General features: G+C 66.8%; 20 protein-coding genes. 8 read left to right on the top strand and 12 right to left on the bottom strand.

Annotated elements, in window-relative coordinates; translation table 11 throughout:
• Positions 1–649 precede the first annotated feature (649 nt).
• From gyrA to ligA, 6 genes are all read right to left on the bottom strand, one after another.
• Positions 650–3,349 (bottom strand): DNA gyrase subunit A, encoded by a 2,700-nt coding sequence (gyrA, locus tag CKY51_RS15840; RefSeq protein ID WP_152249487.1) that lies wholly within the window; start codon positions 3,347–3,349, stop codon positions 650–652.
• Between the two features lie 204 nt (positions 3,350–3,553).
• The gene (mtnA, locus tag CKY51_RS15835) at positions 3,554–4,615 is read right to left on the bottom strand and encodes an S-methyl-5-thioribose-1-phosphate isomerase (protein WP_022971057.1); all 1,062 of its coding nucleotides are present in this window, start codon (positions 4,613–4,615) and stop codon (positions 3,554–3,556) included.
• Between the two features lie 31 nt (positions 4,616–4,646).
• Positions 4,647–5,333: a DUF3011 domain-containing protein gene (locus CKY51_RS15830; RefSeq protein ID WP_022971058.1), complete on the bottom strand. Its 687-nt coding sequence runs from the start codon at positions 5,331–5,333 to the stop codon at positions 4,647–4,649.
• A gap of 110 nt (positions 5,334–5,443) precedes the next feature.
• Entirely contained in the window at positions 5,444–6,400 is a 957-nt protein-coding gene (gene epmA / locus CKY51_RS15825; RefSeq protein WP_022971059.1) for an EF-P lysine aminoacylase EpmA, read from the bottom strand.
• Complete coding sequence (locus CKY51_RS15820; RefSeq protein ID WP_022971060.1) at positions 6,397–6,882, bottom strand: GNAT family N-acetyltransferase; 486 nt, start codon at positions 6,880–6,882, stop codon at positions 6,397–6,399. Before CKY51_RS15820 ends, epmA begins: the two co-directional genes overlap by 4 nt.
• A 53-nt stretch (positions 6,883–6,935) precedes the next feature.
• A complete protein-coding gene (ligA, locus tag CKY51_RS15815; protein WP_022971061.1) occupies positions 6,936–9,443 on the bottom strand; it encodes an NAD-dependent DNA ligase LigA in 2,508 nt (835 codons plus the stop codon).
• Positions 9,444–9,618: 175 nt separating this feature from the next.
• Between ligA and CKY51_RS15810 the strand changes: the two genes are divergently transcribed.
• A complete protein-coding gene (locus CKY51_RS15810; RefSeq protein WP_152249486.1) occupies positions 9,619–10,740 on the top strand; it encodes a pyridoxal phosphate-dependent aminotransferase in 1,122 nt (373 codons plus the stop codon).
• Between the two features lie 222 nt (positions 10,741–10,962).
• Here the strand turns inward: CKY51_RS15810 and zipA are convergent, their stop codons facing one another.
• The 6 genes from zipA to CKY51_RS15775 all read right to left on the bottom strand — a co-directional run bounded on the left by zipA (position 10,963) and on the right by CKY51_RS15775 (position 17,837).
• The gene (zipA, locus tag CKY51_RS15805; RefSeq protein ID WP_022971063.1) at positions 10,963–11,694 is read right to left on the bottom strand and encodes a cell division protein ZipA; all 732 of its coding nucleotides are present in this window, start codon (positions 11,692–11,694) and stop codon (positions 10,963–10,965) included.
• A gap of 56 nt (positions 11,695–11,750) precedes the next feature.
• The gene (smc, locus tag CKY51_RS15800; RefSeq protein WP_022971064.1) at positions 11,751–15,254 is read right to left on the bottom strand and encodes a chromosome segregation protein SMC; all 3,504 of its coding nucleotides are present in this window, start codon (positions 15,252–15,254) and stop codon (positions 11,751–11,753) included.
• A 697-nt stretch (positions 15,255–15,951) separates the two neighbouring features.
• The gene (gene rplI, locus CKY51_RS15795; RefSeq protein ID WP_022971065.1) at positions 15,952–16,401 is read right to left on the bottom strand and encodes a 50S ribosomal protein L9; all 450 of its coding nucleotides are present in this window, start codon (positions 16,399–16,401) and stop codon (positions 15,952–15,954) included.
• Positions 16,402–16,634: 233 nt separating this feature from the next.
• Positions 16,635–16,865, bottom strand: a complete 231-nt coding sequence (gene rpsR / locus CKY51_RS15790; RefSeq protein ID WP_002804494.1) for a 30S ribosomal protein S18 — start codon at positions 16,863–16,865, stop codon at positions 16,635–16,637.
• Positions 16,866–16,876: 11 nt separating this feature from the next.
• Positions 16,877–17,308, bottom strand: a complete 432-nt coding sequence (gene rpsF / locus CKY51_RS15785) for a 30S ribosomal protein S6 (RefSeq protein ID WP_031338652.1) — start codon at positions 17,306–17,308, stop codon at positions 16,877–16,879.
• A 190-nt stretch (positions 17,309–17,498) separates the two neighbouring features.
• The gene (locus CKY51_RS15775; protein ID WP_022971068.1) at positions 17,499–17,837 is read right to left on the bottom strand and encodes a HesB/IscA family protein; all 339 of its coding nucleotides are present in this window, start codon (positions 17,835–17,837) and stop codon (positions 17,499–17,501) included.
• A gap of 185 nt (positions 17,838–18,022) precedes the next feature.
• Here CKY51_RS15775 and asnS point away from each other — a divergent pair, with 185 nt between their 5' ends.
• The 7 genes from asnS (at position 18,023) to CKY51_RS15740 (ending at position 24,426) form a co-directional block, all read left to right on the top strand.
• Positions 18,023–19,417, top strand: coding sequence for an asparagine--tRNA ligase (gene asnS / locus CKY51_RS15770; protein WP_022971069.1), 1,395 nt, complete (start codon positions 18,023–18,025; stop codon positions 19,415–19,417).
• A gap of 2 nt (positions 19,418–19,419) precedes the next feature.
• Positions 19,420–19,677, top strand: coding sequence for a hypothetical protein (locus tag CKY51_RS15765; protein WP_031338656.1), 258 nt, complete (start codon positions 19,420–19,422; stop codon positions 19,675–19,677).
• Positions 19,674–19,979, top strand: coding sequence for a hypothetical protein (locus tag CKY51_RS15760; protein WP_031338657.1), 306 nt, complete (start codon positions 19,674–19,676; stop codon positions 19,977–19,979). Before CKY51_RS15765 ends, CKY51_RS15760 begins: the two co-directional genes overlap by 4 nt.
• Positions 19,976–20,311, top strand: coding sequence for a hypothetical protein (locus CKY51_RS15755; RefSeq protein WP_152249484.1), 336 nt, complete (start codon positions 19,976–19,978; stop codon positions 20,309–20,311). The genes CKY51_RS15760 and CKY51_RS15755 overlap by 4 nt, the downstream gene beginning before the upstream one ends.
• 369 nt (positions 20,312–20,680) lie before the next feature.
• A complete protein-coding gene (gene can / locus CKY51_RS15750) occupies positions 20,681–21,343 on the top strand; it encodes a carbonate dehydratase (protein WP_031338659.1) in 663 nt (220 codons plus the stop codon).
• A gap of 87 nt (positions 21,344–21,430) precedes the next feature.
• On the top strand, positions 21,431–21,961 hold the full coding sequence (locus CKY51_RS15745) for a 3-hydroxyanthranilate 3,4-dioxygenase (RefSeq protein ID WP_031338660.1): 531 nt from the start codon (positions 21,431–21,433) through the stop codon (positions 21,959–21,961).
• 329 nt (positions 21,962–22,290) lie between these two features.
• Positions 22,291–24,426 (top strand): FUSC family protein, encoded by a 2,136-nt coding sequence (locus CKY51_RS15740; RefSeq protein ID WP_022971074.1) that lies wholly within the window; start codon positions 22,291–22,293, stop codon positions 24,424–24,426.
• Positions 24,427–24,443: the final 17 nt, after the last annotated feature.

Genomic DNA, 24,443 nt, shown 5'->3' with positions numbered 1-24,443 from the left:
GTATGTGTTGTGTGCAGTAAGTGTTTATCGTGTTGTAGTCGGTGTTTTTGCGTATACTTCGTTGTATGGATCTACACTCTGTCGTGTTGTTTTTTTTTTTTCAAGCGAAGAAGGGAAACGAAGTAGGGAGCCCTCCCCTTGGCCCGGGGAAGGTTATAAAAGACAGGGTCAGTATCCCCCGCACCCAAGCCCCCCCCCCCGAGGCAACAACTCTGCCACGGCCATGACGTGTGCGCCCTACGAGCACAGTCCGCAAAGCACCTCCGCAAACGGCAACCGCCGCGCTGATGCCACTCGACGCGTCGGTGGACTGACAGCGGTGAGACGCTATTTGACCAGCGCCGACTGCCGCTCCTCGAGTTCATTGCTCAACTGCTGCACTGACCCTCGGCGTCTTCAACCAACTATGAGAATCGCGCCGCAGAGCGCAAAAGCAACCCAGATTCCTCGCCATCGCACGCAGCACTTCAGACTGGCCGAGCTTTGAGGCGGGCATGCTGACGCCGACGGCTCGCCCCCCCTTTTGCCCGCAAGCGCCTTGCACTTTTACCGATATCGCATGCAAACACTGCGTTGCGGCATGCAACCGTGCAATAAAAAACGCCGGCATTGCGCCGGCGTTTTCTTCACGCGATGCTGCTGCCAGCGATCATGCGCCTGCTGGCGGCGTGTCGATGGTGCTGGCGATACCCGTCTCGCCAACCACGTCCTCGGGCTCTTCCAGCGAGGCGTCCAGGCGCTCGACTGCCTGCAACTTTTCGCCCTTGGAGAGCCGGATCAGGGTAACGCCCTGGGTGTTTCGGCCGACTCGCGAGATCTCCGATCCACGCGTGCGCACCAAGGTGCCGCCGTCGGAGATCAGCAACACCTCGTCGGTGGCGCCCAGCAGCACCGCGCGCACCAACTTGCCATTGCGCTCGGTGGTTTGAATGCCGATCACGCCCTGGGTGCCGCGGCCCTTGCGCGGGTATTCGGCCAGCGGGGTGCGCTTGCCGTAGCCGTTCTCGGTGGCGGTGAGGATGTAGGCAACATCGCCGTTGTCGGCATCGACCACGACGGCCTCGGTGCCCTCGCCCGTCTCCACCACGTCCTCGACACCCTCGTCCTCGCTGTCGTCGTCCGCGCCGGCAGCACGGTCGGCCACGATCAGGCTGACCACTTCCTCGCCCTTGGCCAAACGGATACCGCGCACGCCGGTGGCGGTGCGGCCCATCGAGCGTACGGTCGCTTCGCCGAAGCGCACGGTCTTGCCGTTGGAGGCGAACAACAGCACATCGCGCTCGCCATCGGTCAAGGCCACACCGACCAGCGCATCGCCCTCGTCGAGGTTGATGGCGATCTTGCCGCGCGCCAGACGGAAGGCGAACTCGCTCAGCGGGGTCTTCTTGACCGTACCGTTGCGAGTGGCAAAGAACACGTAGCAGTTCTCGGCGTATTCGCGCACCGGCAGCACCGCCTGCACGCGCTCACCTGCTTCCAGCGGGATCCAGTTGATGATCGGTCGGCCACGCGCGTTGGAGCCGGCTTCCGGCAACTGATGCACCGGCAACCAGAACACCTTGCCACTGCTGGTGAAGGTCAGCAGGGTGTCGTGGGTGTTGACCAGCCACAACTGATCGATGAAATCCTCTTCCTTGGTCGCTGCCGCCGAGCGGCCGCGGCCGCCACGGCGTTGCGCGCGATAAGCGCTCACCGGCTGCCGCTTGGCATAGCCGGCGTGCGACAGCGTCACCACCACGTCTTCCGGCGCGATCAGGTCGAGGATGTCCAGATCCTCTTCGCTGTGGCGGATCTCGGTACGCCGCTCGTCGCCGTATTCCTCGCGAATGCTGATCAGCTCGTCGCGGATCACCTGCAACAGCACATCGGGGTTTTCCAGGATGCGGATCAACCCGGCGATGACCTCCAGCAGCTGCTTGTACTCGTCGGTGAGCTTTTCCTGCTCCAGGCCGGTCAGGCGATGCAGGCGCATTTCAAGGATCTGCGTGGCCTGCACTTCGCTGAGCTGATAGAAGCCATTGACCAGGCCCAGGCCCGGCAACAGATCTTCCGGCTTGGAGGCTTCGGCCCCGGCCGCGCCCAGCAGCGCGCCGACCAGGCCCGGCTCCCAGGTTTTGGCCAACATGCGCTCGCGCGCCTCGGCCGGATTGGCCGACGTCTTGATCAGCTCGATCATCTCGTCGATGTTGGCCAACGCGACGGTCAGACCTTCCAGCACGTGCGCGCGGGCACGCGCCTTGCGCAATTCGAAAATGGTGCGACGGGTGACCACCTCACGCCGATGCCGCAGGAACGACTCCAGCATCTGCTTGAGGTTCATCAACTGCGGCCGGCCGTCGACCAGCGCCACCATGTTGATGCCGAACACCGATTCCATCTGGGTCTGCTGGTAGAGGTTGTTGAGCACCACCTCGGCCGAGTCGCCCCGCTTGATCTCGATGTAGATGCGCATGCCGTCCTTGTCGGACTCGTCGCGCAACTCGCTGATGCCCTCGAGCTTCTTTTCCTTGACCAGCTCGGCGATCTTCTCGATCAAACGCGCCTTGTTGACCTGGTACGGGATCTCGGTGACGACGATCGCCTCGCGGCCGTTGTCGGCCACCTCGACATCGGCCTTGGCGCGGATACGCACGCGACCGCGCCCGGTACGGTAACCGGCGGCGATGCCGGCGGTGCCGTTGATGATGCCTGCGGTGGGAAAGTCCGGGCCCGGGATATATTCCATCAACCCGTCGACATCCAGTTCGGGCGTGTCGATCAGGGCAATACAGGCGTTGATCGCCTCGGTCAGGTTATGCGGCGGGATGTTGGTGGCCATGCCCACCGCGATACCGGCCGAGCCGTTGACCAGCAGGTTCGGGAACCGGGTCGGCATGACCGTCGGCTCCTGCTCCTTCTCGTCGTAGTTGGGCTGGAAATCGACTGTTTCCTTTTCGATGTCGGCCATCAGCTCATGCGCCAGCCGCGCCATGCGCGACTCGGTGTAACGCATGGCCGCCGCCGAATCGCCGTCGACCGAACCGAAGTTACCCTGGCCATCCACCAGCATGTAGCGCAGCGAGAACGGCTGTGCCAGACGCACCAGCGTGTCGTACACCGACTGGTCGCCGTGCGGATGGTATTTACCGATGACGTCGCCGACGATACGCGCCGACTTGAAGTACGCCTTGTTGCTGTGCGCCCCCAGCTCGTTCATCGCGAACAGCACGCGGCGATGCACCGGCTTGAGGCCATCGCGGGCATCCGGAAGCGCGCGTCCCACGATCACGCTCATGGCGTAATCGAGGTAGCTCTTGCGCATCTCGTCTTCCAGGTTGACCTGGATGATTTCCTTGGCGGTTTCTGCCATTCGGGTTCCGTAGGTGAGGTGGCGGGCGAGCCGGAAAGCGGCGACGGGCGCAACCTGATGACAGGCTGCCGACCCGGCGCTCCCACCGATCGATTCAAGCGTCCGATTGTAGCACGAAGGGGCGCGCCGATGCCGGGGCTTTACCCCCGAGAAACAAGCACTTGCGGGCTGCTAGCGACCACGGGCAGCCCTGTGACGAGACGCTCAGCCAAAGGCGGCTTGCATGCGTGCCTGGTCGGGATGCTCGATTACGCCGCGCTCGGTGACGATGGCATCGATCAAGCTGCCCGGGGTGACGTCGAACACCGGATTCCAGGCATGGATGCCGTCGGCGACGGTGCGTACCCCGCCCACGCCGAACAACTCGCCCGGATCCCGCTGCTCGATCTCGATCTGCGCGCCGTCGGCAGTGGCCATATCCACCGTGGACGACGGCGCCACCACCATGAACTTGATGCCATGGTGGCGGGCGGCGATCGCCAGCTGGTAGGTGCCGATCTTGTTAGCGGTATCGCCATTGGCGCAGATACGGTCGGCACCAACGATCACCCACTGCACCAGACCCGACTTCATCAGATGCGAGGCGGCCGAATCGGCAATCAGGGTGGCGTCGATTCCGTCCTGCTGCAGTTCCCACACCGTCAGCCGCGCGCCCTGCAGCCAGGGGCGGGTTTCGCCGGCGAAGACCTTGGCGATGCGCTGTTGCGCCATGCCGGCACGGATCACGCCCAGCGCGGTGCCGAAGCCGGCCGTGGCCAGCGAGCCGGTATTGCAGTGCGTCAGCACGCCACTACCAGGAGCGATCAAGGCTGCACCCAACGCGCCCATGTGGCGATTGGCTGCCAGATCCTCGTCGGCGATGGCCTGCGCTTCGCGCGCCAGGATCTGACGCCAGTCGGCAGCAGCCGCTGCCAGCACGCGCCGCATGCGCATCAGCGCCCACGCCAGGTTGACCGCGGTCGGGCGCGCGGCATTGAGCCGCAGCAAGGCCGGTTCGAGCTTCTGCAGCGCCTCGCTGCCATCGGCGGCCTGCACGTCGCGCGCGGCCAGCACCACGCCCCAAGCGGCGGCGATGCCGATCGCCGGTGCGCCGCGTACGGCCAGTGCGTGGATCGCCTCGGCCACGGCGTCGCTGCTCTCGCAGCGCAGATGCTCCACGGCAAATGGCAGCTTGCGCTGGTCCAGCAGTTCCAGGGCATCGCCGGTCCACAGTAACGGACGGATGTGGTCGTAGCGGGCGTAATCGATCTGGGCGCTGTCGTTCATGCGCCTATTGTAAGGCGCGCCCGCCAGCCCGTCAGTCGACGATGAACTCTGCGCGGCAACCGTCGTTGACCCAGACCCCATCGCGGCTCCAGCCCCAGGTCTGACCCTCCACGCAGGGCGAGCCGGAAATCTGCCGCGCCATCCGCACACCGTGCTCGACGGTGACGCCGCACATCCGGCGGGCGCGCGACTTGGATTCGCAGGTCAGCGGACGCGGCACCTGCACGAAACCCGAACCATCCTCGGCGCCGACCTCGAACTCGCCATCGCAGCCACGCGACACCCAGATCTCGTTGCGCTCCACTCCCCAGGTCCGCCCTTCCTTGCACGGCCAGACCGAACGCTGACGCAGCAAACGCACCGGCGCGCCACGCAGCACCACCGGGCACGACACCCGACCGCCGTTGGAGTCGCAGCGCACCACCCGCCGCATCAGCGGCGCGGCCGCCACCCGTGCGGGTGCGAACTCCGCCCGGCAGCCCTGCTCCACCCACACGCCATCGCGTTCGACACCCCACTCGCTATCGCGGATGCAGCTGGTCTCGGACAACTGACGCACCAATTGCACGCCCTCGCGGGTCTCCATCGGGCAATGCACGCGTGCCAGATCCTTGGATTCGCAGCGCACCACGCCGCTGCCACGCTCTTGCGCGCGCACATCGGTCGGCGTCAGCAGCGGTAGCCACCACAGACCATACAGACCGATCAGCCACTTCATGCAGACAATCCTCACCCGAACAGATTCGCGCTGCGCCCCCCGTGGACGCAGCGATGAGAGCACCATCGATGTGAAGAAAGCAATACGGCGCCGATGACACCGGCGTCGCGTCAGGCCTCGGCGAACGCGAAGGCCAGCACGTCGGCGATCTGTGTCGTGCCGCGCAAGGCCATCAGCAGGCGATCCACGCCCACCGCCACGCCAGCGCAATCGGGCAACTGCGGCAAGGCCTGCAGCAAGCGTTCGTCGAGCGGAAGCTGCGCCGCACCGCGCGCTGCACGCAGCTGGTTGTCGCGCAGGAAACGCGCGCGCTGTTCGGCCGCATCCTTCAGTTCGTGATAGCCGTTGGCGATCTCGTAACTGCCCAGGTACAGCTCGAAGCGCTCCGCCACCGGCGGCTGGCCGGGGCGGATCCGCGCCAGCGCGCATTGGCTGGCCGGCCAGTCGTGCACCACGGTCAAGGTATCGGCCGCCAGCGCCGGCTGAATGCGATGGGTCATCAGCAGGTCCAGCCAGTCGTCGCGGCGCAGGCCCTGCGGATCGATGGCGACGTCCTGCAGCGGCGCGCGCAACTGCGCGTCGGTAGCCAACAACGGATCCAGGCCCAGGTGCTGCTGGAACAGCGCGCGGTAGCTCAGCACCTGTACGCTGGCCTGGCGCCCGACCAGGGCCAATGCCTGCTGCACCAACGCCACGGTTTCCTCGCCCAGCGCGCGATCGTCCCAGCCCACCCGGTACCACTCGAGCATGCTGAACTCGGGATTGTGACGCCCACCGGCCTCGCCATTGCGGAACACCCGCCCCAACTCGTAGCAATCGCCCACACCCGCGGCCAGCAGCCGCTTGAGGGGGTACTCGGGTGAGGTCCGCAACCAGCGCAACGGCGCACCGGCGGTCACGTGGCCACTGAAGTGCGTGCTGAAGCTATCGATGTTTGGCTCGGTGTTGCCGGCCGCTGACAACACCGGCGTTTCCACCTCGAGCACGCCGCGCTCGGCGAAGAACGCACGGATCATCGCGTTCAGACGCGCGCGCAGCTGCAGTCGCGCCAGCAGCTCCTCGCTCATGCCGTCGCTGCCTTGGCGGCGTGGTCCAGCGGCAACGTCAGCAAGGCGCGCTGCTCATCGATGTAGCCAGTGGCGACATAGAGCCGACGTGCCAGTTCGTTATGGTGATTGACCTCCAGCCGAAGGCGGCTCACGCCGCGCGCGCGCGCGCGCCGCTCCACGATCGCCAGCGCTTGCTTGCCGCGCCCACGGCCTCGCGCCTGCGGCGCCAGATACAACTCATCCAGCAACACGAAGGCGCCGCCCTGCTCGAGGCTGAAGCCCATGGTGACGACGGCATAGCCCACCACCTGGACGTCCGCGTCCAGCCACAGCAAGGCTTCGCCGTGACGGGGATCGGACAGCAGCGTCTCGACGGCGTGACGTACGCGTGGCGCATCGAAGACCAGACGGTCTTCGGCATAGAAGGCGCGCATCATCGCCAACAAGGTCTCCGCGTCGTCGCGGGTGGCCAGGCGAAACTCCAGGGGCGCTGTCTGCATCTGTGGTGTCCTATGGCGCCGCGCACTGCACGCGGCACGTCGATGGCGGCAGGTCAGCCCTGCTCGGCGAGAAAGGCGAGCAAGCGGTCCTCGTCCCAGACCGGCACGCCGAGCGCTTGCGCCTTGTCCAGCTTGGAACCGGCATCGGCGCCAGCGACCACGAAGCTGGTCTTTTTGGAAACGCTGCCGGCGACCTTGGCCCCCAGCGTCTCCAGTTGCTCCTTGGCGGCATCGCGGGTCAGCGCCGACAGGCTGCCGGTCAGCACCACCGTCTGGCCGTCGAGCGGACCGGCGCGGCGCTCGGCTTGGGCGGGGGCGGCATCGAGCAGACGACGCATCGCCGCATCGGCATCCAGCAGCGCCTGTCGTCGCGCAGCGTCGGCCAGGTAGGCGGCCAGGTTGGCCGCGCCTGCGGTCGACAGCCCAGCACCAGTCCAGCCGCTTTCGTTGGCGCGCAACAACGCCTCCAGCGTGCCGTAGGTCTCGGCCAGCCGCTGCGCGCTCTTGCCGCCCAGCTTGTCCACCGGCAGCGTGCCGAGCAGATGCGCCAGATCCAAGCGCTCGCGCAGCTCGGCCGGCGGTGCGCCCTCGTCGGCGAACGTGATGCCGGCGGCGATCAGCGCATCGACCACGGCGGCGTTACCGGCTTGCTCGAAGAAGGTCGCGATCGAGCGCGCCACCTCGCCGCCGATATCCGGCAGCGCCTGCAGCAAGACGGCCGGAGTGCTGCGCACGAACTCCAGCGATCCCAGCCAGTAAGCCAAGGCCTTGGCGGTGGTTTCGCCCAGATGCGGAATGCCGAGCGCAAACAGGAAGCGCGGCAGTGTCGTGCTGCGGCTGGCCGCGATCGCGGCGACCAGGTTCTCGGCCCACTTGGTCGCCAGCTTGCCGCCCAGGTCTACCGTCAGATGCGCGCGCAGGAACTCGGCCTGTCGCCAGTCGGGCGTTTCCTGCGCCAGGACCGCGCGCCCGGCAGCATCGAGCGCCAATGCGCCCTTGCTATCCTCTACGGCCTGCTGCAGATCGGCAGCGGTGGCCGCGTCCAATGCCGTCTTCATGCGCACCAGATCCTCTACGCTCAGCGCGTAGAGATCGGCCAGCGATTGCACGAAGCCGAATTCGACCAGGGCATCGGCCTGGCGTTCACCCAGGCCTTCGATGTCCAGCGCGCGGCGCGAGGCGAAATGCCGCAGCGCTTCCTTGCGCTGCGCCGCGCAGGCCAGGCCGCCACTGCAGCGCCAGGCCACCGCGTCTTCTTCCTTGACCAGCTCCGAGCCGCACACCGGGCAGGCGGCCGGCATCGTCCAGGCCACGGTGCCGGGCGGACGGCGTTCGGCGATCACCCGCACCACTTCGGGAATCACGTCGCCGGCGCGGCGCACGATGACGGTGTCGCCTTCGCGCGCGTCCAGCCGCTGGATCTGGTCGGCATTGTGCAAGGTGGCATTGGTGACGGTGACGCCGGCGACCTGCACTGGCTCCAGTCGCGCCACCGGCGTCACCGCGCCGGTACGGCCGATCTGCACCTCGATCGCGCGCAGCACGGTGGACTGTTCCTGCGCAGGAAACTTGTGCGCCAGGGCCCAGCGCGGTGCACGCGAGACGAAGCCCATCGCCTGCTGCTGATCGTAGTCGTCGAGCTTATAGACCACGCCATCGATGTCGTACGGCAGAGTGTCGCGTGCCGCGCCGATACGACGGAAATAGGCAATCAGGCCATCGAAACCGGTGGCGGTGTCGGCCTCCGGTGCCACCGGAAAGCCATAGTCGCGCAGCAACTGCAGCGTTTGCGAATGGGTCTCGGGCAATTCCAGTCCGCGCACTTCACCCACCGAATAGGCGAAGAAGGCCAGCGGCCGGCGCCGAGTGATTGCCGGGTCGAGCTGGCGTAGCGATCCAGCCGCGCCATTGCGCGGGTTGGCCAGCAGCTTCTCGTTGCGTTCCAGCGCCTGCGCGTTCCAGGCAGCGAAGGCGGCGCGCGGCATATAGATCTCGCCACGTACTTCCAGCACTGCCGGCATCGCCGTGCCGGTCTCGCGCAGCTTCAATGGCACCGAGCGGACCTGGCGCAGATTGGCAGTCACGTCCTCACCCGTGCTGCCGTCGCCACGGGTGGCACCCTGCACGAAGACGCCGTTCTCGTAGCGCAGGCTGATCGCCAGGCCATCCAGCTTGGGCTCGACCGAAAATACCGGGGCCGCCAGTTCCAGTTCGCGCTCGATGCGCCGCTCGAAATCGGCGACCTCGGCAAACCGGCTGCGATCGTCGGCGTCATCGGGCACGCCGGCGGTTTCGAACGCGTTGGCCAGCGACAGCATCGGCATGGCATGGCGTACTTCCGGGAAGCCGCCATCCGGCCGCGCACCGACCGTGCGGGTTGGCGAATCGTCGCGCGCCAGCGCCGGATGCGCGGCTTCCAGCGCTTCGAGCTCGCGCATCAGCGCGTCGTAGTCGGCATCGGGGATCTGCGGCTCATCGAGCACGTAGTAGCGATGGTTGGCGTCCTCGATGCGGCGGCGCAGGTCGGCGATACGCTGAGCGGGGTCCAGGCTGGCAGTCATACGAAACACGGTCGGGCAGAAGCGTCCATTCTAACGATCGTGGCCCGCGACCGACCGCACGCAGATCAGCCTGCTTTCATCCCCAATACCAGGGTAGTTGCAAATTGCCGATAGGCAGACTCGGGCGAACGCGCTAGCGTTGCTGCTTCCACATTGCCGCCCCTGGGAGGCCGCTGTGTCACTGCCCGTCTCGCGCCGCTCCTTTCTTGGACTGACCACCGCTGGCCTGGCCATCTCCGCGCTCGGCATCGACCCGGCCGAGGCAGCGCGCCAGCGTGCACCGGCGACGCCAGCCAATGACGCGTCGCCAGCGACCGGAACGGTCTACCTGAACTTCAACGAGCATCCCATCGGCCCCGCACCGGCAGCATTGGCGGCAGCCACTGCAGCACTGGCTGGTTCGGGCCGCTATCAGTTCGAGCTGGAGCAGCAGCTGCACACGTTGATGGCCAGCGACCTGCAACTGCCGAAGGACCATGTCGCGCTGTTTCCCGGCTCCAGCGACCCGCTCAATCGCGCCGCTTCGCTGTTCACCAGCGCGCGCGCAGGGTTGGTGGTCGCCGACCCGACGTTCGAGGCGGTGATCGACGTCGCCAGCGCGCAGGGTGCGCCGGTACGCCGGATACCGCTGCGCGCCGATGGCGCCCACGACGTCGCAGCGATGGCCAAGGCGGCCCCTGACGCGGGACTGATCTACCTCTGCAATCCCAATAATCCCACTGGCAGCATCACTCCACGCAGCGACATCGAGCGTCTGTTGGCCGACAAGCCCGCCGGTGCGGTACTGCTGGTGGACGAGGCCTATATCCACTTCAGCAATGAGCCGTCGGTCATCGATCTTGTGCCGCAGCGCCAGGATCTGATCGTGCTGCGCACCTTCTCCAAGCTCTACGGCATGGCCGGGCTGCGGCTGGGAGCGGCGCTGGCGGCGCCGAACCTGCTGACCAAGCTGGCCAGCCGCGGCGGCAATCCGCTGCCGGTGCCGGCGATGGCCGCGGGTATCGCCAGCCTGCGCGAGCCGCAGCTGATTCCCAGCCGTCGCGCGGAGAATGCCCGTGTGCGCGAGGACACCGTCGCCTGGCTCAAACACCAGGGCTATGCCTGCCTGCCCTCGCAGGCCAATTGCTTCATGGTCGACCTCCGCCGCGACGGAAAAGCCTTCACTGCGGCGATGCAACAGCAGGGCGTGGTCGTCGGTCGCAGCTGGCCGATCTGGCCCCAATTGGTCCGCATCACGGTAGGCACCGACGCAGAGATGCAGCGGTTCCGCCAGGCGTTCGTGAAGGTGATGGGGTAACGGGTTCGGGACCCGGGACCCGGGACCCGGGACCGCAGCATGCCGGCGAGCCGCAGCCTCCAGATCAACCGATCTGTGCGGTCGCCGGGTCACCTGACAAGTCCAAGAGGGATCGACCAGAGCAAGATGCAGAATCGGCATCGACATTGCTGCCGGCACGCATAGCGCGCTGGTTGGCGTGCTCGGGAAGCGGTCGGCTCGCCGGGCCTCCCCGGCCCTGCTTCACCAGCGCGGCGACTTGGTCAGCGGCGGGGCCTGGTGCTGGCGATCGTAGGCGCGCAGTTCGTCGCGGATATGCGCCACACGCTGGCGACCCAGCGCGTTGCGGCTATCGTCGAGCACGACGCCATCGAGCAGTTCGGCCATGCGCTGCACCGTCGGCAGCATCTTCTCCCACGCATCCAGCGCGGTCATCGGCGCCGGCAAGGTCAGGAAAAACGCGATTGCCGGCGTCTGCATCCCGCGGATGTTGGCCATGTCGAAACTGCCCGGTTTGAGGATGCTGGCCATGCTGAAGATGGGCCCGCGCTCAGGGTGGCCTTCGACCAGGCGATGGAACACATTCATATGGCCGAACACCAGGCCGGTCTTTTCGGCCGCCACCACCACGTCCTCGCCGCGCAGCACCTGACCGGCCTTGGCCGCGACGAACAGCGAGACGATCTTGTCGAAATCCTGGCTGGGCCGCTTGCCGACGTCGTTACCGGCGGCGGCGTCCTGCGCATCCAGCTCCAACTCGGCCTGCATCGCCGCATCGCCCTCCATCGCCGCGCTGCCTCCGCTGCCAGCGTCGGTGGAGATCACCGGCTCACGGCGCTCGCGCGGCTGGCCGTCGTCCTTGTCGACCCGACGTCCCTGCGCCGGCTTCTTAGGGCGGCCAAACAGGAAGATGGCCGCGACCAGCAGCAGTCCAGCGATCAGGATCCCGATCCGCATCAGGGCCATGTCGGACATTCAGCGTGCCTCCGCGCAAGAGTGACAGGTGCATTCATTCCAACAAGCATGGCACGTCATGCCGCGCCCGCCAAACGTGCTGCCTCCTCCAGGTCCACGCTGACCAGGCGGCTGACGCCGGGTTCGCGCATGGTCACGCCGGAGAGTTGGTGCGCCGCCTCCATGGTCGCCTTGTTGTGGCTGACGAACAGGAACTGCACCTTCTCGCTCATCTCCCGCACCATGTTCGCCAGGCGGCCGACGTTGGCCTCGTCCAGCGGCGCGTCCACCTCGTCCAGCAGGCAGAACGGCGCCGGATTGAGCTGGAAGATCGCAAACACCAGCGCCACCGCGGTCATCGCCTTCTCGCCGCCGGACAGCAGCGAAATGCTCGACACGCGCTTGCCCGGCGGGCGCGCCATGATGGTCACACCGGTATCGAGCAGGTCCTCGCCCGTCAGCTCCAGATAGGCGTGGCCGCCGCCGAACAGCCGCGGGTACAGCGCCTGCACGCCGGCGTTGACGCGATCGAAGGTGTCCTTGAAGCGGCCGCGCGTCTCGCGGTCGATCTTGCGAATGGCCTCTTCCAGCGTCTCCAGTGCAGTGGTCAGGTCGACGTTCTGCGCATCCAGGTATTCCGAGCGCTGCGCCGCCTCGCCGTATTCCTGGATCGCCGCCAGGTTGACCGGTTCCAGCCGTCGCATGCGCGCATCGATCTGCCCCACGGCCGCTTCCCATTCGGCCGGATTGGCCGCTTCGGGCAGGCCGTTGACCACGTCCTCGAGCACGAAGCCAGCCTTCACCACCGCGGCGGACAATTGCTCGGCGCTGAGCACCAGCGCCTGCTGATCGAGCTTGCGCTGAGAGATCCGCTCGCGCTGCGCCAGCGCCTGCTCGTCGCGTTGGTGGCGGGTCTGCTCGAAGCTGCGCAGTTCGCCGTCGATGCTGTCGAGTTGAGTGCGGGCTTCGCCGAGCACGCGCTCGGTGCGTACGCGCTCGCTCAACGCGGCCTGATGTTCGTGCTCCAGGGTTTCCACCGGCGAGTCGCCTTCGCTCAACTGCGCCAGCAGATCCTCCAGGCGGGTATCGAGCTGACCGCGCTGGCTGTCCATGCGTTCCAGTGTCTGGCTCAGCGACGTCATCTGGGTGCGTTGCGATTCCAGCGTCAGCGCCAGCGCGTGCATGGCATCGCGCACGCCGCGGGCGGCGTCGCGCGCCTGGTCGCGCGCATCGGTGAGCTGACGCCGCTCGCTTTCCAGCGCCTGACGCGTGCTCTCCAGGTCGCCCATGCGCTCGACCGCATCCTCGAGCTTGGCGCGTGCTTCGCGCGCCTGCTCGCGGCTGGTGTCCAGCGTCTCCAGCAACTGGGTCAGTTCGACCTCGATCCGCTCGATGCGCGTGCGCGCGGCGTCGACCTTGCCCTGCTGGCTCTGCAACTGCCCAGCCAGCTCGGACACGCTGCGATGGGCCATGTAGAGCTGGCGCTGCGCGTCCTCGCGCTGCTGTTCGGCGGCCAGCAGTTGTTCACGGAAACCGGACAGACGGTGTTCCAGCTCGGCCTCGCGGTCCTGCAGCGCTTCGATCTGCGCACGCAACTCCTGAATTTCGCGTTCGCGCAGCAGGGCGCCCTGCTTGGCTGCGCCCGAGCGCGACACACGCACCCAGCCGTCGCCCAGCCGCTCGCCACTGCGGGTGATCACCGAGTCGCCGTCCGGCAACGTGCGCTGCAGCGCCACGGCCGCCGGCAGATCCTCGGCGGCATGCAGCCGCGCCAGCAGGCGCCGGATCGCACTCGGCCCCTGCACCTTCGCCGCCAACGAGGTCGGCGCGCACTGCAGTGCTGCGTCGGCCGCGTCGACCAGCGCGATGCGCCCATCGCCGAGTCCGCCCAAGGCGTCGACCAATTGCTCAGGCGCCTCGACCAACACACCTTCGATCAACTGCCCCAAGGCGCTTTCGACGGCGTTTTCCCATCCCGACTCGACGCTGAGACGTTCGCCCACGCGCGCGGCCGATTCCAGCCCGTGCGCCTTCAGCCAGGCCACCGCGGCGCCCTGCTCCTGGCCCAAGGCGGCCTGCTGCAAGGTCTCCAACGAGGATAGGCGGCCACGTGCGGCCTGCGCCTGCTTGCGCACCTCGGCCAGTTCGCCCTGGCTGGCCCGCTGCTGCTCCTGCAGGCCGCCGAGCGCGTGCTTGCGCGCTTCGACCTGTTCGGTCAATCCATCCAGCGAGGCGCGCTGGGTCTCGTGCCGCAGCTCGATCTGCGCAAACGCCTCGCTCAGCGCCTCCAGGTCCAGGCCGGCACGTTCGTTGGCCAGGGCTTCGCGGCGGCGCTCGGCCTCCAGCGCCTGCCGGTCCAGGTAATCGACACGCGTGCGTTCGACCTCGCCCGCCCGCGAGGCCTCGCCCGTATCGCGGTTATGCGCTTCCCAGCGCTGCTGCCAGTCGGCCAGCCGCGACTCGGCCTCGCGCAGCGCTTCCTGACGGAATTCGTGATCCTCACGCAGCTGTTCCAGCTGCGGCTCGGCACTGGCCACCGCCTCGCGCAGCACCGTCAAACGCGCCGAATCGCCGCTGATGTGCTGGGTAAGCTCCTGCAACTGGCTCTGCGCCTCGTCGCGCGCCTTGTGCAGGCGCTGCGACAATTCGCGCTGATGCTGGATCTGCTGCTCGATGCGGGCCAGCGTGCCGCCAACCTGGTAAACGTCCGCCTGCGCCTTGGCCACCGCCTCGGCGGCCTCCTCGCGGCGCACGCGCCCGGTTTCGATCCGCGCCTCGGCATCGCGCTGATCGGCGATCAGCTGCTGCAGGCGCGTCTCTTCCTGGTTGAGTTTTTCGCGCAGGCCTTGCAGCCGGCCATCCAGGCCGCGGTATTCCAGCGCCTTCCATTCGGCGTCCTTGACCCGTCGCTCTTCCTGCAGCGCCTGGTACTGCTCGGCCTGGCGCGCCTGTCGCTGCAGATGCGCCAACTGCTTGGTGATTTCCTCGCGCAGGTCGCCCAGCCGGTCCAGGTTCTCGCGGGTATGGCGGATCCGCGTCTCGGTCTCCTTGCGGCGCTCCTTGTACTTGGAGATGCCGGCGGCTTCTTCCAGGTACACGCGCAGGTCTTCCGGGCGCGCCTCGATGATCTGGCTGATCATGCCCTGCTCGATGATCGAGTAGCTGCGCGGCCCCAGGCCGGTTCCCAGGAACAGGTCGGTGATGTCGCGTCGCCGGCACTTGGTGCCATTCAGATAATAGGCGCTGTTGCCGTCGCGACTGACCAGGCGTTTGACCGAAATCTCGTTGAAGGAGGCGAATTCGCCGGAGATGGTGTGGTCGGAATTATCGAAGATCAGTTCCACCGTGGCCTGCGACACCGGCTTGCGTGCCGAGGACCCGGAGAAGATCACGTCGGTCAACGAATCGCCGCGCAGGCGGCTGGCCGAGCTCTCGCCCATGACCCAGCGTACCGCATCGATGATGTTGGACTTGCCGCAGCCGTTGGGGCCGACGATGCCGGTCATGTTGGTCGGCAGATGCAGCGTGGTCGGATCGACGAAGGACTTGAAACCGGACAGTTTGATCGTGGAAAGACGCATGGAGCGGGGATCTCGGTCAACGGCGACAGCGACCGTCGGGTCGGGTTTGCAAGGGCTTCGCCTCTGGCTGCAGCAACCGGACAGCGCGGGGCGCGAAGCGAACGATTGCCGGGAGTATAGCCGGCCCCACCCCGGCACGCCGTCGCCGGCCCGAACAGCAGCAACGTCAGGCCTGCTAGCCCTCGCCGCCGCAACCAAGCGGCGGCCGCCTCGCGAAGTGGCAGCACGGCCCAACATGCTTGTCGGGCATCGGTGGGATGCCGGCTGTCGAACCTGCAAGGCGGAATGGGGCGCTGGGACCCGGCGCCGGTCATGCGCTCGACCAGTTGTTTTTGCCGAGCCATCGACGAGCGTCCGCGGCAGGGCGGCGCGACAAGGCCGCGGGGCGGCAGCGCCATACCAGCGCGCCGCACCGTCCAAAGCCCTCACCTGATGGAGCGGTAGAAGGGCGTGCGAGGGGGCAGCACGAGCGCACGCCGGCGCCACTGGAATGCCCCAGGACTGCCGAACCGGCGCCGGCACAGCCCAGCGGCAGCATCCCTGCCCTGGCATGATCTGGCGCCGCATCGGCCAGCGACCGACTGCGCGCCAACGTGAACGCGCAGACACAGGGCGCAGTGCAACCCGCCGCTTGCGCACGCACAAAAAAACGGGCGCCCTAGGGCGCCCGTTGTTCGTCCTTGCGGACCTGTCAGGATCAGGCGTCGGCTTCGATGACGACCTTGACGGTGGTTTCCACGTCGGCGTGCAGGTGCAGCACCACGTCGTACTCGCCGACGTTGCGGAAGGCGCCTTCGCCCAGGATCACTTCGCTCTTTTCCAACGGCAGGCCGGCGGCGGTGAACGCCTCGGCGATGTCGCGCGGACCGACCGAACCGTACAGCTTGCCTTCGGTGGAGGCGTGCGCACCGATGGTGACGCTGGCGCCTTCGAACTTGCCGGCGCGGCTCTGCGCTTCGGCCAGGATCGAGTTGGCCTTGGCCTCATACTCGGCGCGCTTGGCTTCGAAGGCTTCCACGTTGGCAGCGGTGGCCGGCACGGCCTTGCCCTGCGGCACCAGGAAGTTGCGGCCGTAGCCCGGCTTGACGCTGACCTTGTCGCCCAGGCCACCCAGGTTGGTCACTTTTTGCAGAAGAATCAGTTCCATGGTCTTGCTCCGTTATTCGTTAGCGCCGGCGGCGGCCGACGCAACGCATGCTGTCCGAATAGGAGAAGCCGGGATTGGGGAGTTGGCCGCCAGGATCGCCAAAGGCACCTGGACCACCGCACTCTCAACGCACCAACTTCTATCGATTTGCTCACCCGCATCCAAGTGCGGGCTTGCTGAGCGACGCGCAGGCAACCGTGCGGCGCCTGCAAGTCGCCGACCTCAACGACTTATCAAACGTCGTGGTTGTCCGTGTACGGGATCAGCGCAAGGAAACGCGCGCGCTTGACCGCCGTGGCCAGCTGGCGCTGGTACTTGGACTTGGTACCGGTCACGCGGCTCGGCACGATCTTGCCGTTCTCGGTGAGGTACTGACGCAGGGTGTTGAGATCCTTGTAGTCGATCTCCTTGACACCTTCAGCGGTGAACTTGCAGAACTTGCGGCGACGGAAGAACTTGGACATGACAGCGCTCCTTAAGCGGCTTCGGCGTTGTCGCCGTCGTTATCGTTGGCGGCGTTGCTGTCGCCTTCCTCATCGTCGCGACGACGACGCTCACTGCGCTCGGGCTTGTCGCCCTTCTCGTCCTTGCTCTTCATGATCAGCGACTGCTCGGTGTCGGCGCCGTCGCGCTTGATCACCAGGTGGCGCAGCACGGCGTCGTTGAAGCGGAAGCTTTCCACCAGCTCGCTCAGCACGGCCTGGTCGACTTCGATGTTGAGCAGCACGTAGTGCGCCTTGACCAGATTCTGGATCGGATAGGCCAGCTGACGACGACCCCAGTCTTCCAGACGGTGGACGGTGCCGTTGCCGCCCTCGATCAGCGCCTTGTAGCGCTCGATCATGGCCGGGACCTGCTCGCTCTGGTCCGGATGGACCAGGAACACGACTTCGTAATGACGACTCATGTTGTTTACCTTTCGGATGTGGCCACGTGGGCCGGACAGCTCCCCGGACGGCCCGCAGGCACGACGGTGGAGCAAGGGACTCCCGCCCAGACGGGCAGGAAGCAGGCAAGTATGTCAGCCCGAAGCGCTGGCTGCAAGCCAAGCCAGCGGAGCCGCCGCCGGACGCTGCGCCCCAGACCGTGCGCCGGCCTCAGCCTTTATCGGCGTCGGTGGTGAAGCTTTCCCCGCAACCGCACTCGGCCGTGGCGTTGGGGTTGCGGAAGGTGAAGGTCTCGCTGAGACCATGCTTGCCGAAGTCGATGCAGGTCCCGTCCACCAGCGGCAGGCTAGTCGCATCGACGAAGATGCGCACCCCGTCCTGCTCGAACACCGCATCATCCTCGCGCCGCTCGCGGGCCAGGTCGGTCACGTGACCCCAGCCGGAGCAACCGGTCTTGGTCACGCCGAACCGCAGACCCAGCGCCCCTGGGCTCTGCTGCACGAAACGCTGCACGCGCTCCAGCGCGGCGGGGGTGAGGGTGATGGCCATGGGGGCACTCCGAAACGCAAGGGGAAAGTATAGCGGCGCGCGACGCGCGCAACGGCGATGTGGGGGTGCATCGCGGGATCGACAAGTCTGGCCGACCAACGGGGCCGAGCCGGGCGCTCGCGCCGGTGCGCATGCAGCCAGTAAACTCGACGGTCCTATTCGAGTCGCCACGGCGAGGAACAGTCATGACGGTGGTCAGCGTTGAACATGCGCTTGCCGGGAAGATCCCGGAAGGCGGCGAAGTCACGGTACGCGGGTGGGTGCGCACACTGCGCGGGTCCGCCGGACTGGCCTTCGTCAACGTCAGCGACGGCTCCTGCTTCGCCCCGATCCAGGTGGTGGCAACCGATGCCCTGCCCAATTTCGACGAGGTCAAGCGCCTGACCAGCGGCTGCTCGCTGATCGCCAAGGGCGTGCTGGTGAAATCGCAAGGCAAGGGCCAATCGTTCGAAATCCAGGCCAGCGCGATCGAGGTGGTGGGCTGGGTCGAGGACCCGCTCACCTACCCGATCCAGCCCAAGCCGATGTCGCCGGAGTTCCTGCGCGAAGTGGCGCACCTGCGCCCGCGCACCAACCTGTTCGGTGCGGTCACCCGTATCCGCAACTGCCTGTCGCAGGCGGTGCACCGCTTCTTTCACCAGAACGGCTTCAACTGGATCAGCACGCCGATCATCACCACCTCCGACGCCGAAGGCGCCGGGCAGATGTTTCGCGTCTCTACCCTGGACATGGTCAACCTGCCGCGCACCGGCAACGGCGAGGTGGACTTCAGCCGCGACTTCTTCGGCAAGGAGACCTTTCTCACCGTGTCCGGCCAGCTCAACGTGGAGGCCTACTGCCTGGCGCTGAGCAAGGTCTATACCTTCGGCCCGACCTTCCGCGCCGAGAACAGCCACACCACTCGCCACCTGGCCGAGTTCTGGATGATCGAGCCGGAAATCGCCTTTGCCGATCTGGCCGAGGATGCGCGCCTGGCCGAGCAATTCCTCAAGTACCTGTTCCGCGCGGTGCTGGACGAGCGCAGCGACGATCTGGCCTTCATCGCCGAGCGCGTGGACAAGAACGCGATCGGCAAGCTGGAAGCCTTCATCAATGCGCCGTTCGAGCAGATCGACTACACCGACGCGGTGAAGCTGCTGCAGAACGCGGGCAAGAAGTTCGACTTCCCGGTCGAATGGGGCCTGGACCTGCAGACCGAACACGAGCGCTGGCTGACCGAAGAACATATCGGCCGCCCGGTGGTGGTGACCAATTACCCAGAGCACATCAAGGCGTTCTACATGCGCCTCAACGACGACGGCAAGACGGTGGCGGCCATGGACGTGCTGGCGCCGGGCATCGGCGAGATCATCGGCGGCAGCCAGCGCGAGGAACGCCTGGAGGTACTGGATGCGCGCATGGCGCAGTTCGGCCTGGATAAGGAGCATTACGGCTGGTACCGCGACTTCCGCCGCTATGGCTCGGTGCCGCACGCCGGCTTCGGCCTGGGCTTTGAGCGTCTGGTGGTCTATGTCTGCGGGTTGAGCAATATCCGCGACGCCATTCCCTACCCACGTGCGCCGGGAAGCGCGGAGTTCTGAGCATGACTCCATTGACCATCGCCTCCACGCTGCAATTGCTGGCCTTCGTCCTGGCAATCGTCACTGCCGGGGTAACAGTAGTACGCAGCGTGCAGCTGACGCGATCGGCATCGCGCCAACTGGACCCGCAGCAGTGGTGGCAGACCGACAGCGCGCGCGACGCGACGCGGCATGCCATCGTTCCGCTGCGGTGGACCATTGCGGCGCTGATCATTGGCGCGGCGCTCCCAAAACTTGCACTGATGCTGGCGGCCGCATGACCTTGTTCTTCGCGCTGTGTTTCGTGGGTGTCGCCGTCGCCGGGCTGAGTGCGCTGCTGATCTTCTGGCCGCTCACATTGGTGCACCTGCGCGATCGACATCCCGATGCGCTCGACGCGTTCGGCGAGCCTGCCTTCATCAGCCCGGCGGCACTACGCTGGCTACTGGCGCGCCGCTACCGCAGTTACCGCGACCGCGCATTGTCCGGGCTGGCCACACCCGCCTGGGTGTCGCTGTTGACCCTTTTTGTCGGTCTGGGCATGGCCGCCCTGCTCGGCCTGATGTCCAAGGTATTGCCATGAATCCGCACACTGACGACCTATCACCTTCCGCTGACGAACACGACCAATGGTGGCTGGCGAGTATCGCCCGCACCTTGATCTGGGCACGGCTGCGCATCAAGCACGCGGGCACGGCCGAGGTGCTGGACAGCGATGGCAAGACGCTGGTCTACGACAGTGAAGACAGCGCACGCGCGGCACTGTTCGATGCCGAGTTCGTCGCCTTCGACGGGCTGGACGAGGACGATGCACTGGCCCGCGGTTTCTCGCTGCATGAAGTCTCCCCGCCGCATGCCGACAACGAGGCCGACCTGCGCGCACGCATGGTGCAGACCCTGGGCGGCCGCGCCTGAGACGCGCGGACGTGTTCGCCCTTGTCGATCTGGCCTGCGACGCCGATCGAACGGCACACGCGGCAGAGCGAATGCAAGGCCCGGGGCTGGCAACGATCTGGATGCGATCAGTCTCCTGCCAACCAAAATGGCCTGCGAGTGAAGCGGACCAGTGATGCCATCGGAAGGAATCGAAAGGAAAGCGACGCAGCTTTATCGCGCCTCTGCACGACCGACGTCTGCGCGCATTCCAATAGCAGCACGCTTCTCGGCACACCATCGATCGAAGTGACCTCAGCACGCCCGCTGAACAGTCGCCGGCTCCAGGCATGCGGCTGAGCTTGTCGCAGAGTGAGCGCATCGCCGCCGCATCTGGGCGATACTGGCGGCATGAATGAACTCAGCCATCTGCTCGACAACAACCGCGCCTGGTCCGACCGCATCAACCGGGAAGATCCGGAGTTTTTTTCCCGTCTGTCACAGCAGCAAACCCCAGAGTATCTATGGATTGGCTGCTCGGATTCGCGCGTCCCGGCCAATCAGATCATCGACATGGCGCCGGGCGAAGTGTTCGTGCATCGCAACGTCGCCAATGTCGTGGTGCACACCGATCTGAACTGCCTGTCGGTGATCCAGTTTGCGGTCGACGTCCTCAAGGTCAAGCACGTGCTTGTGGTGGGTCATTACGGTTGCGGTGGCGTGCTCGCCAGCCTGACCCAGATGCGCATGGGCCTGGTGGACAACTGGATCCGCCATGTCACCGATGTTGCCGACAAGCACGAGAGCTGCCTGCAGCAGGCGGGCGATGTGCCGGTGCAACACGCACGCCTATGCGAACTCAATGTGCTCGAACAAGTCGTCAATGTCTGCCGCACCAGCATCGTGCGCGATGCCTGGGCGCGCGGCCAGGACCTGAGCGTGCATGGCTGGGTGTACAGCCTGCGCGATGGCCGGGTCCACGACCTGGGCGTCTCGGTCGATCGCCCGGACGCACTGCAGCCACGTTACGACGCGGCGCTGGCGCGCATCCAGGCCGATCACGCCGAGCGCTGAACCCTCGGCTGCGACCGGCGGCCGGGGGGCGCCCTGATCCTGCCGGCGTTGGCTATGCTGGGCACTCCCCATACCGCGAGAGCCCCGATGCTTGCCTTGCCGATCAATCTGCACGCGTGGATCGCCGAGCACCGTCATCTGCTCAAGCCGCCGGTCGGCAACAAATGCATCCAGCAGGATGGCTTCATCATCATGGTCGTCGGTGGGCCGAACGCGCGGACCGACTACCACTATGACGAGGGACCGGAATGGTTCTTCCAACTGGAAGGAGACATGGTACTGAAAGTGCAGGACGAGGGTGTCGCCCGCGACATCCCGATCCGCGCGGGCGAGATCTTCCTGCTGCCGCCACGGGTACCGCATTCGCCGCAGCGCAGTGCCGGCTCGGTCGGCCTGGTGATCGAGCGTCAGCGCCTGCCGCACGAACAGGATGGCCTGCAGTGGTATTGCCCGCAATGCAACCACAAACTTTATGAGGCGATGTTCCCGCTGCGCGACATCGAGCGCGATTTTCCACCGGTCTTCGCCCATTTCTACGGCTCGCGCGAACTGCGTACCTGCGAACGCTGCGGGCACGTCCACCCGGCACCGGAGCGTTACGCCGCAGCGCAGGAGTGAGCAGGCGATGGATGACGCATGCCAGCGCTTGCCGACGGTGTGTCGGCGAGGCGCTGGCGTTCTGGAGAACGCTGGCGCGGCCTGCGTTGGCGCGGAGCCGGCCAGGCCATGGTTGGCAATGACGCGTCTGGTCACGTGCATGGATGCCATTGCCCACCGCCGTATGCCTTGGAAGCGCCTCGCCCCGCATTGGCTCAGGGCAATCGCACCCACGCGACAGGCTGGCGACATTCCGATCCGCGTGCCAGCGCAAGCCGCAGCCCCGTCACGACACCGCGTGCAGGCGGCGCAACCTCCCGCTCCCCGCCTGCCGCGCTGGGTGGACGCACATGCTGCGTAACCTGATCGACCTCAAACCGCGCGACGTGCCGTTGCGCGTGGCCTTGCGCAATACCGCCGCGGTGGTGATCCCGCTGGCGGTTGGCGTGGCCAGCGATCATGTGGCAGCCGGCCTGGCGGTCAGCAGTGGCGCCTTGAACACCATGTTCTCCGACCAGCCCGGCCCTTATCGTGCGCGGATGCAGCGCATGCTGATGGCCGCGTTGGCGGCCGGCGTGGCGACCCTGCTCGGCATCCTGGTCGGCGGGCACACGGTCGCACTGGCGCTGGCCGGCCTGCTGCTCGGCTTGGCAGGTGGCCTGCTGGTCGCACTGGGGCCGGTCGCCGCACGCGTCGGGTTGACCAGCATGATCTTGCTGGTCGTCAGCGCCGACATGGCCCTGCCCGCCCAGCAGGCCGCAGGCGTGGCCGCATTGATCTTCGCCGGCGGTCTGTTGCAGGCCTTGCTGGCGTTGGCCGCCTGGCCGTGGCAGCGCTACCGGCCCGAGCGCTTCGCCCTGGCCGAGCTGATGCGCCAGCTTGCCGGCATCGCCCGCCAGCGACCGGACGCCAGCGCCGCGCCACCGGCCACTCAGGAAGTGCTCGACGCGATGGTGATGCTGCACGGCGAACACCGGTCGCGCGCGATCGCCGTGCAGAGCTTTCGCATCATTGCCGAAGTCTGCGACCGGGTCCGACTGGAGCTGCTGTCGCTGGCCGATGCCGACACCCGGCTGGAACTCGCGCCGGCGCGCCAGGCGATCGAACGCGTGCTCGAACGCAGCGCGATCGTGCTGGAACAACTGGCGCACGCGATGACGGCCGGCGAAGACCCGACTGCCGCCGACGCCTCGATGACCGGCTTCGACGCCTTGATCGAGACACTGACGCAGGTGCAGCAGGACACCGCCGACACCCGCCAGCGTCGGCTGATGCGGGTGGCGTTGGCACGTGCGCATGGCCTGGCCGGGCAGCTGCGCGCCCTGGTCCGCAACGCGCATTGGGCCAGCAGCCGTGGCGAGATCCAGGCGCAACTCGCCGAGGCCCGGCTGCCCGCGGCCCTGCGGCCGGCGGCGACCTGGGCCACGCTGCGCGCCAACCTGGATCTGTCCTCGGTGGCGTTCCGCCACGCGCTGCGCTGCGGGGTCTGCCTGGCACTGGCGATCGCGGTCCAGCGTTGGCTGCAGATTCCCCACGGATTCTGGATTCCGATGACCACGGCCATCGTGCTCAAGCCCGACTTCGGCGGCACCTTCAGCTTCGGCGCGCTGCGCGTGGCCGGCACCGTGATCGGCCTGTTGCTGGCCACCGCGCTGGCGCATCTGGCCATGGACGGCGCGACCATCCGGATCATCCTGCTGGCGGCATTCTGCCTGGCGTTCCGCCTGTTGACCCAGGTCAACTACGGCATCGGTGTGGCCTTCCTGACCGGCATGCTGGTGATCTTGCTGTCGTTCGAGGGCGTGGCACCGGGCGAGGCAGTCGGCGCACGCCTGCAGGCGACCGTGGCCGGCAGCGTGCTGGCGCTGGTGGCCTATGCGCTCTGGCCGACCCGCGAGCGGCGCCATATCCGTGCCTCGCTGGCCCTCCTGCTGGATGCGTACCGCGCGCATCTGCACCAGGTGCTGGGCGGCCAGCTGGAGGCCCTGCACGACACCCGCGCCACCGCACGCGTGGCACGCACCAACGCTCAGGCGTCGATCGAACGTTTGCGCGGCGAGCCGGGCAGCCGCCGTAATCGCGCCGAGCTCACCCTGGCCGAATCCTTGTTGGCCAACGCCAATCGCCTGCTCCGTGCAACGCTGTCGCTGGAGGCGGTACTGCGCGACGGCCATCCGATCCCGCAACTGGATGCACTGGACGCCTTCGCTGCACAGGCCGACCAGGCGCTGGCGGAATTGGCGCGCTGCCTGGTCGACGGGCAGGTTCCGCCGGCAGCGACCCTACGTAGCAGCGAGCGACCACTGGCGGCCGCGCTCGCCGACCAGGACGATGCCCCGGCCGTCAACGCCGTGTTGATCGATACCCTGGACCGGGTCACCGACAGCATCGGCACCCTGACGCATCTGCTGCGCCCTGCCCGCATGGCGGCACGGTCGGAGACCGCACCGGCGGGGGGAGCGCAGGCAGGTACACTGAGCGACTGACCTGTGCCGCGAGGCCC

Origin of the sequence: Xanthomonas maliensis, assembly GCF_009192945.1 — a bacterium.
Lineage (GTDB): Bacteria > Pseudomonadota > Gammaproteobacteria > Xanthomonadales > Xanthomonadaceae > Xanthomonas > Xanthomonas maliensis.
Note: the sequence above shows the minus strand (reverse complement) of the source record. Positions and strands in the feature narration are given on the sequence as shown.

Excerpts from the sequence above, each read along its gene's own strand:
- can (WP_031338659.1), top strand. The coding sequence starts at position 20,681 with ATGAATGAACTCAGCCATCTGCTCGACAACAACCGCGCCTGGTCCGAC.
- rpsF (WP_031338652.1), bottom strand. The coding sequence starts at position 17,308 with ATGAGTCGTCATTACGAAGTCGTGTTCCTGGTCCATCCGGACCAGAGC.
- CKY51_RS15775 (WP_022971068.1), bottom strand. The coding sequence starts at position 17,837 with ATGGCCATCACCCTCACCCCCGCCGCGCTGGAGCGCGTGCAGCGTTTC.
- mtnA (WP_022971057.1), bottom strand. The coding sequence starts at position 4,615 with ATGAACGACAGCGCCCAGATCGATTACGCCCGCTACGACCACATCCGT.
- ligA (WP_022971061.1), bottom strand. The coding sequence starts at position 9,443 with ATGACTGCCAGCCTGGACCCCGCTCAGCGTATCGCCGACCTGCGCCGC.
- rpsR (WP_002804494.1), bottom strand. The coding sequence starts at position 16,865 with ATGTCCAAGTTCTTCCGTCGCCGCAAGTTCTGCAAGTTCACCGCTGAA.
- asnS (WP_022971069.1), top strand. The coding sequence starts at position 18,023 with ATGACGGTGGTCAGCGTTGAACATGCGCTTGCCGGGAAGATCCCGGAA.
- CKY51_RS15740 (WP_022971074.1), top strand. The coding sequence starts at position 22,291 with ATGCTGCGTAACCTGATCGACCTCAAACCGCGCGACGTGCCGTTGCGC.
- CKY51_RS15765 (WP_031338656.1), top strand. The coding sequence starts at position 19,420 with ATGACTCCATTGACCATCGCCTCCACGCTGCAATTGCTGGCCTTCGTC.
- CKY51_RS15745 (WP_031338660.1), top strand. The coding sequence starts at position 21,431 with ATGCTTGCCTTGCCGATCAATCTGCACGCGTGGATCGCCGAGCACCGT.
- smc (WP_022971064.1), bottom strand. The coding sequence starts at position 15,254 with ATGCGTCTTTCCACGATCAAACTGTCCGGTTTCAAGTCCTTCGTCGAT.
- gyrA (WP_152249487.1), bottom strand. The coding sequence starts at position 3,349 with ATGGCAGAAACCGCCAAGGAAATCATCCAGGTCAACCTGGAAGACGAG.
- CKY51_RS15755 (WP_152249484.1), top strand. The coding sequence starts at position 19,976 with ATGAATCCGCACACTGACGACCTATCACCTTCCGCTGACGAACACGAC.
- rplI (WP_022971065.1), bottom strand. The coding sequence starts at position 16,401 with ATGGAACTGATTCTTCTGCAAAAAGTGACCAACCTGGGTGGCCTGGGC.
- CKY51_RS15830 (WP_022971058.1), bottom strand. The coding sequence starts at position 5,333 with ATGAAGTGGCTGATCGGTCTGTATGGTCTGTGGTGGCTACCGCTGCTG.
- epmA (WP_022971059.1), bottom strand. The coding sequence starts at position 6,400 with ATGAGCGAGGAGCTGCTGGCGCGACTGCAGCTGCGCGCGCGTCTGAAC.
- zipA (WP_022971063.1), bottom strand. The coding sequence starts at position 11,694 with ATGTCCGACATGGCCCTGATGCGGATCGGGATCCTGATCGCTGGACTG.
- CKY51_RS15820 (WP_022971060.1), bottom strand. The coding sequence starts at position 6,882 with ATGCAGACAGCGCCCCTGGAGTTTCGCCTGGCCACCCGCGACGACGCG.
- CKY51_RS15760 (WP_031338657.1), top strand. The coding sequence starts at position 19,674 with ATGACCTTGTTCTTCGCGCTGTGTTTCGTGGGTGTCGCCGTCGCCGGG.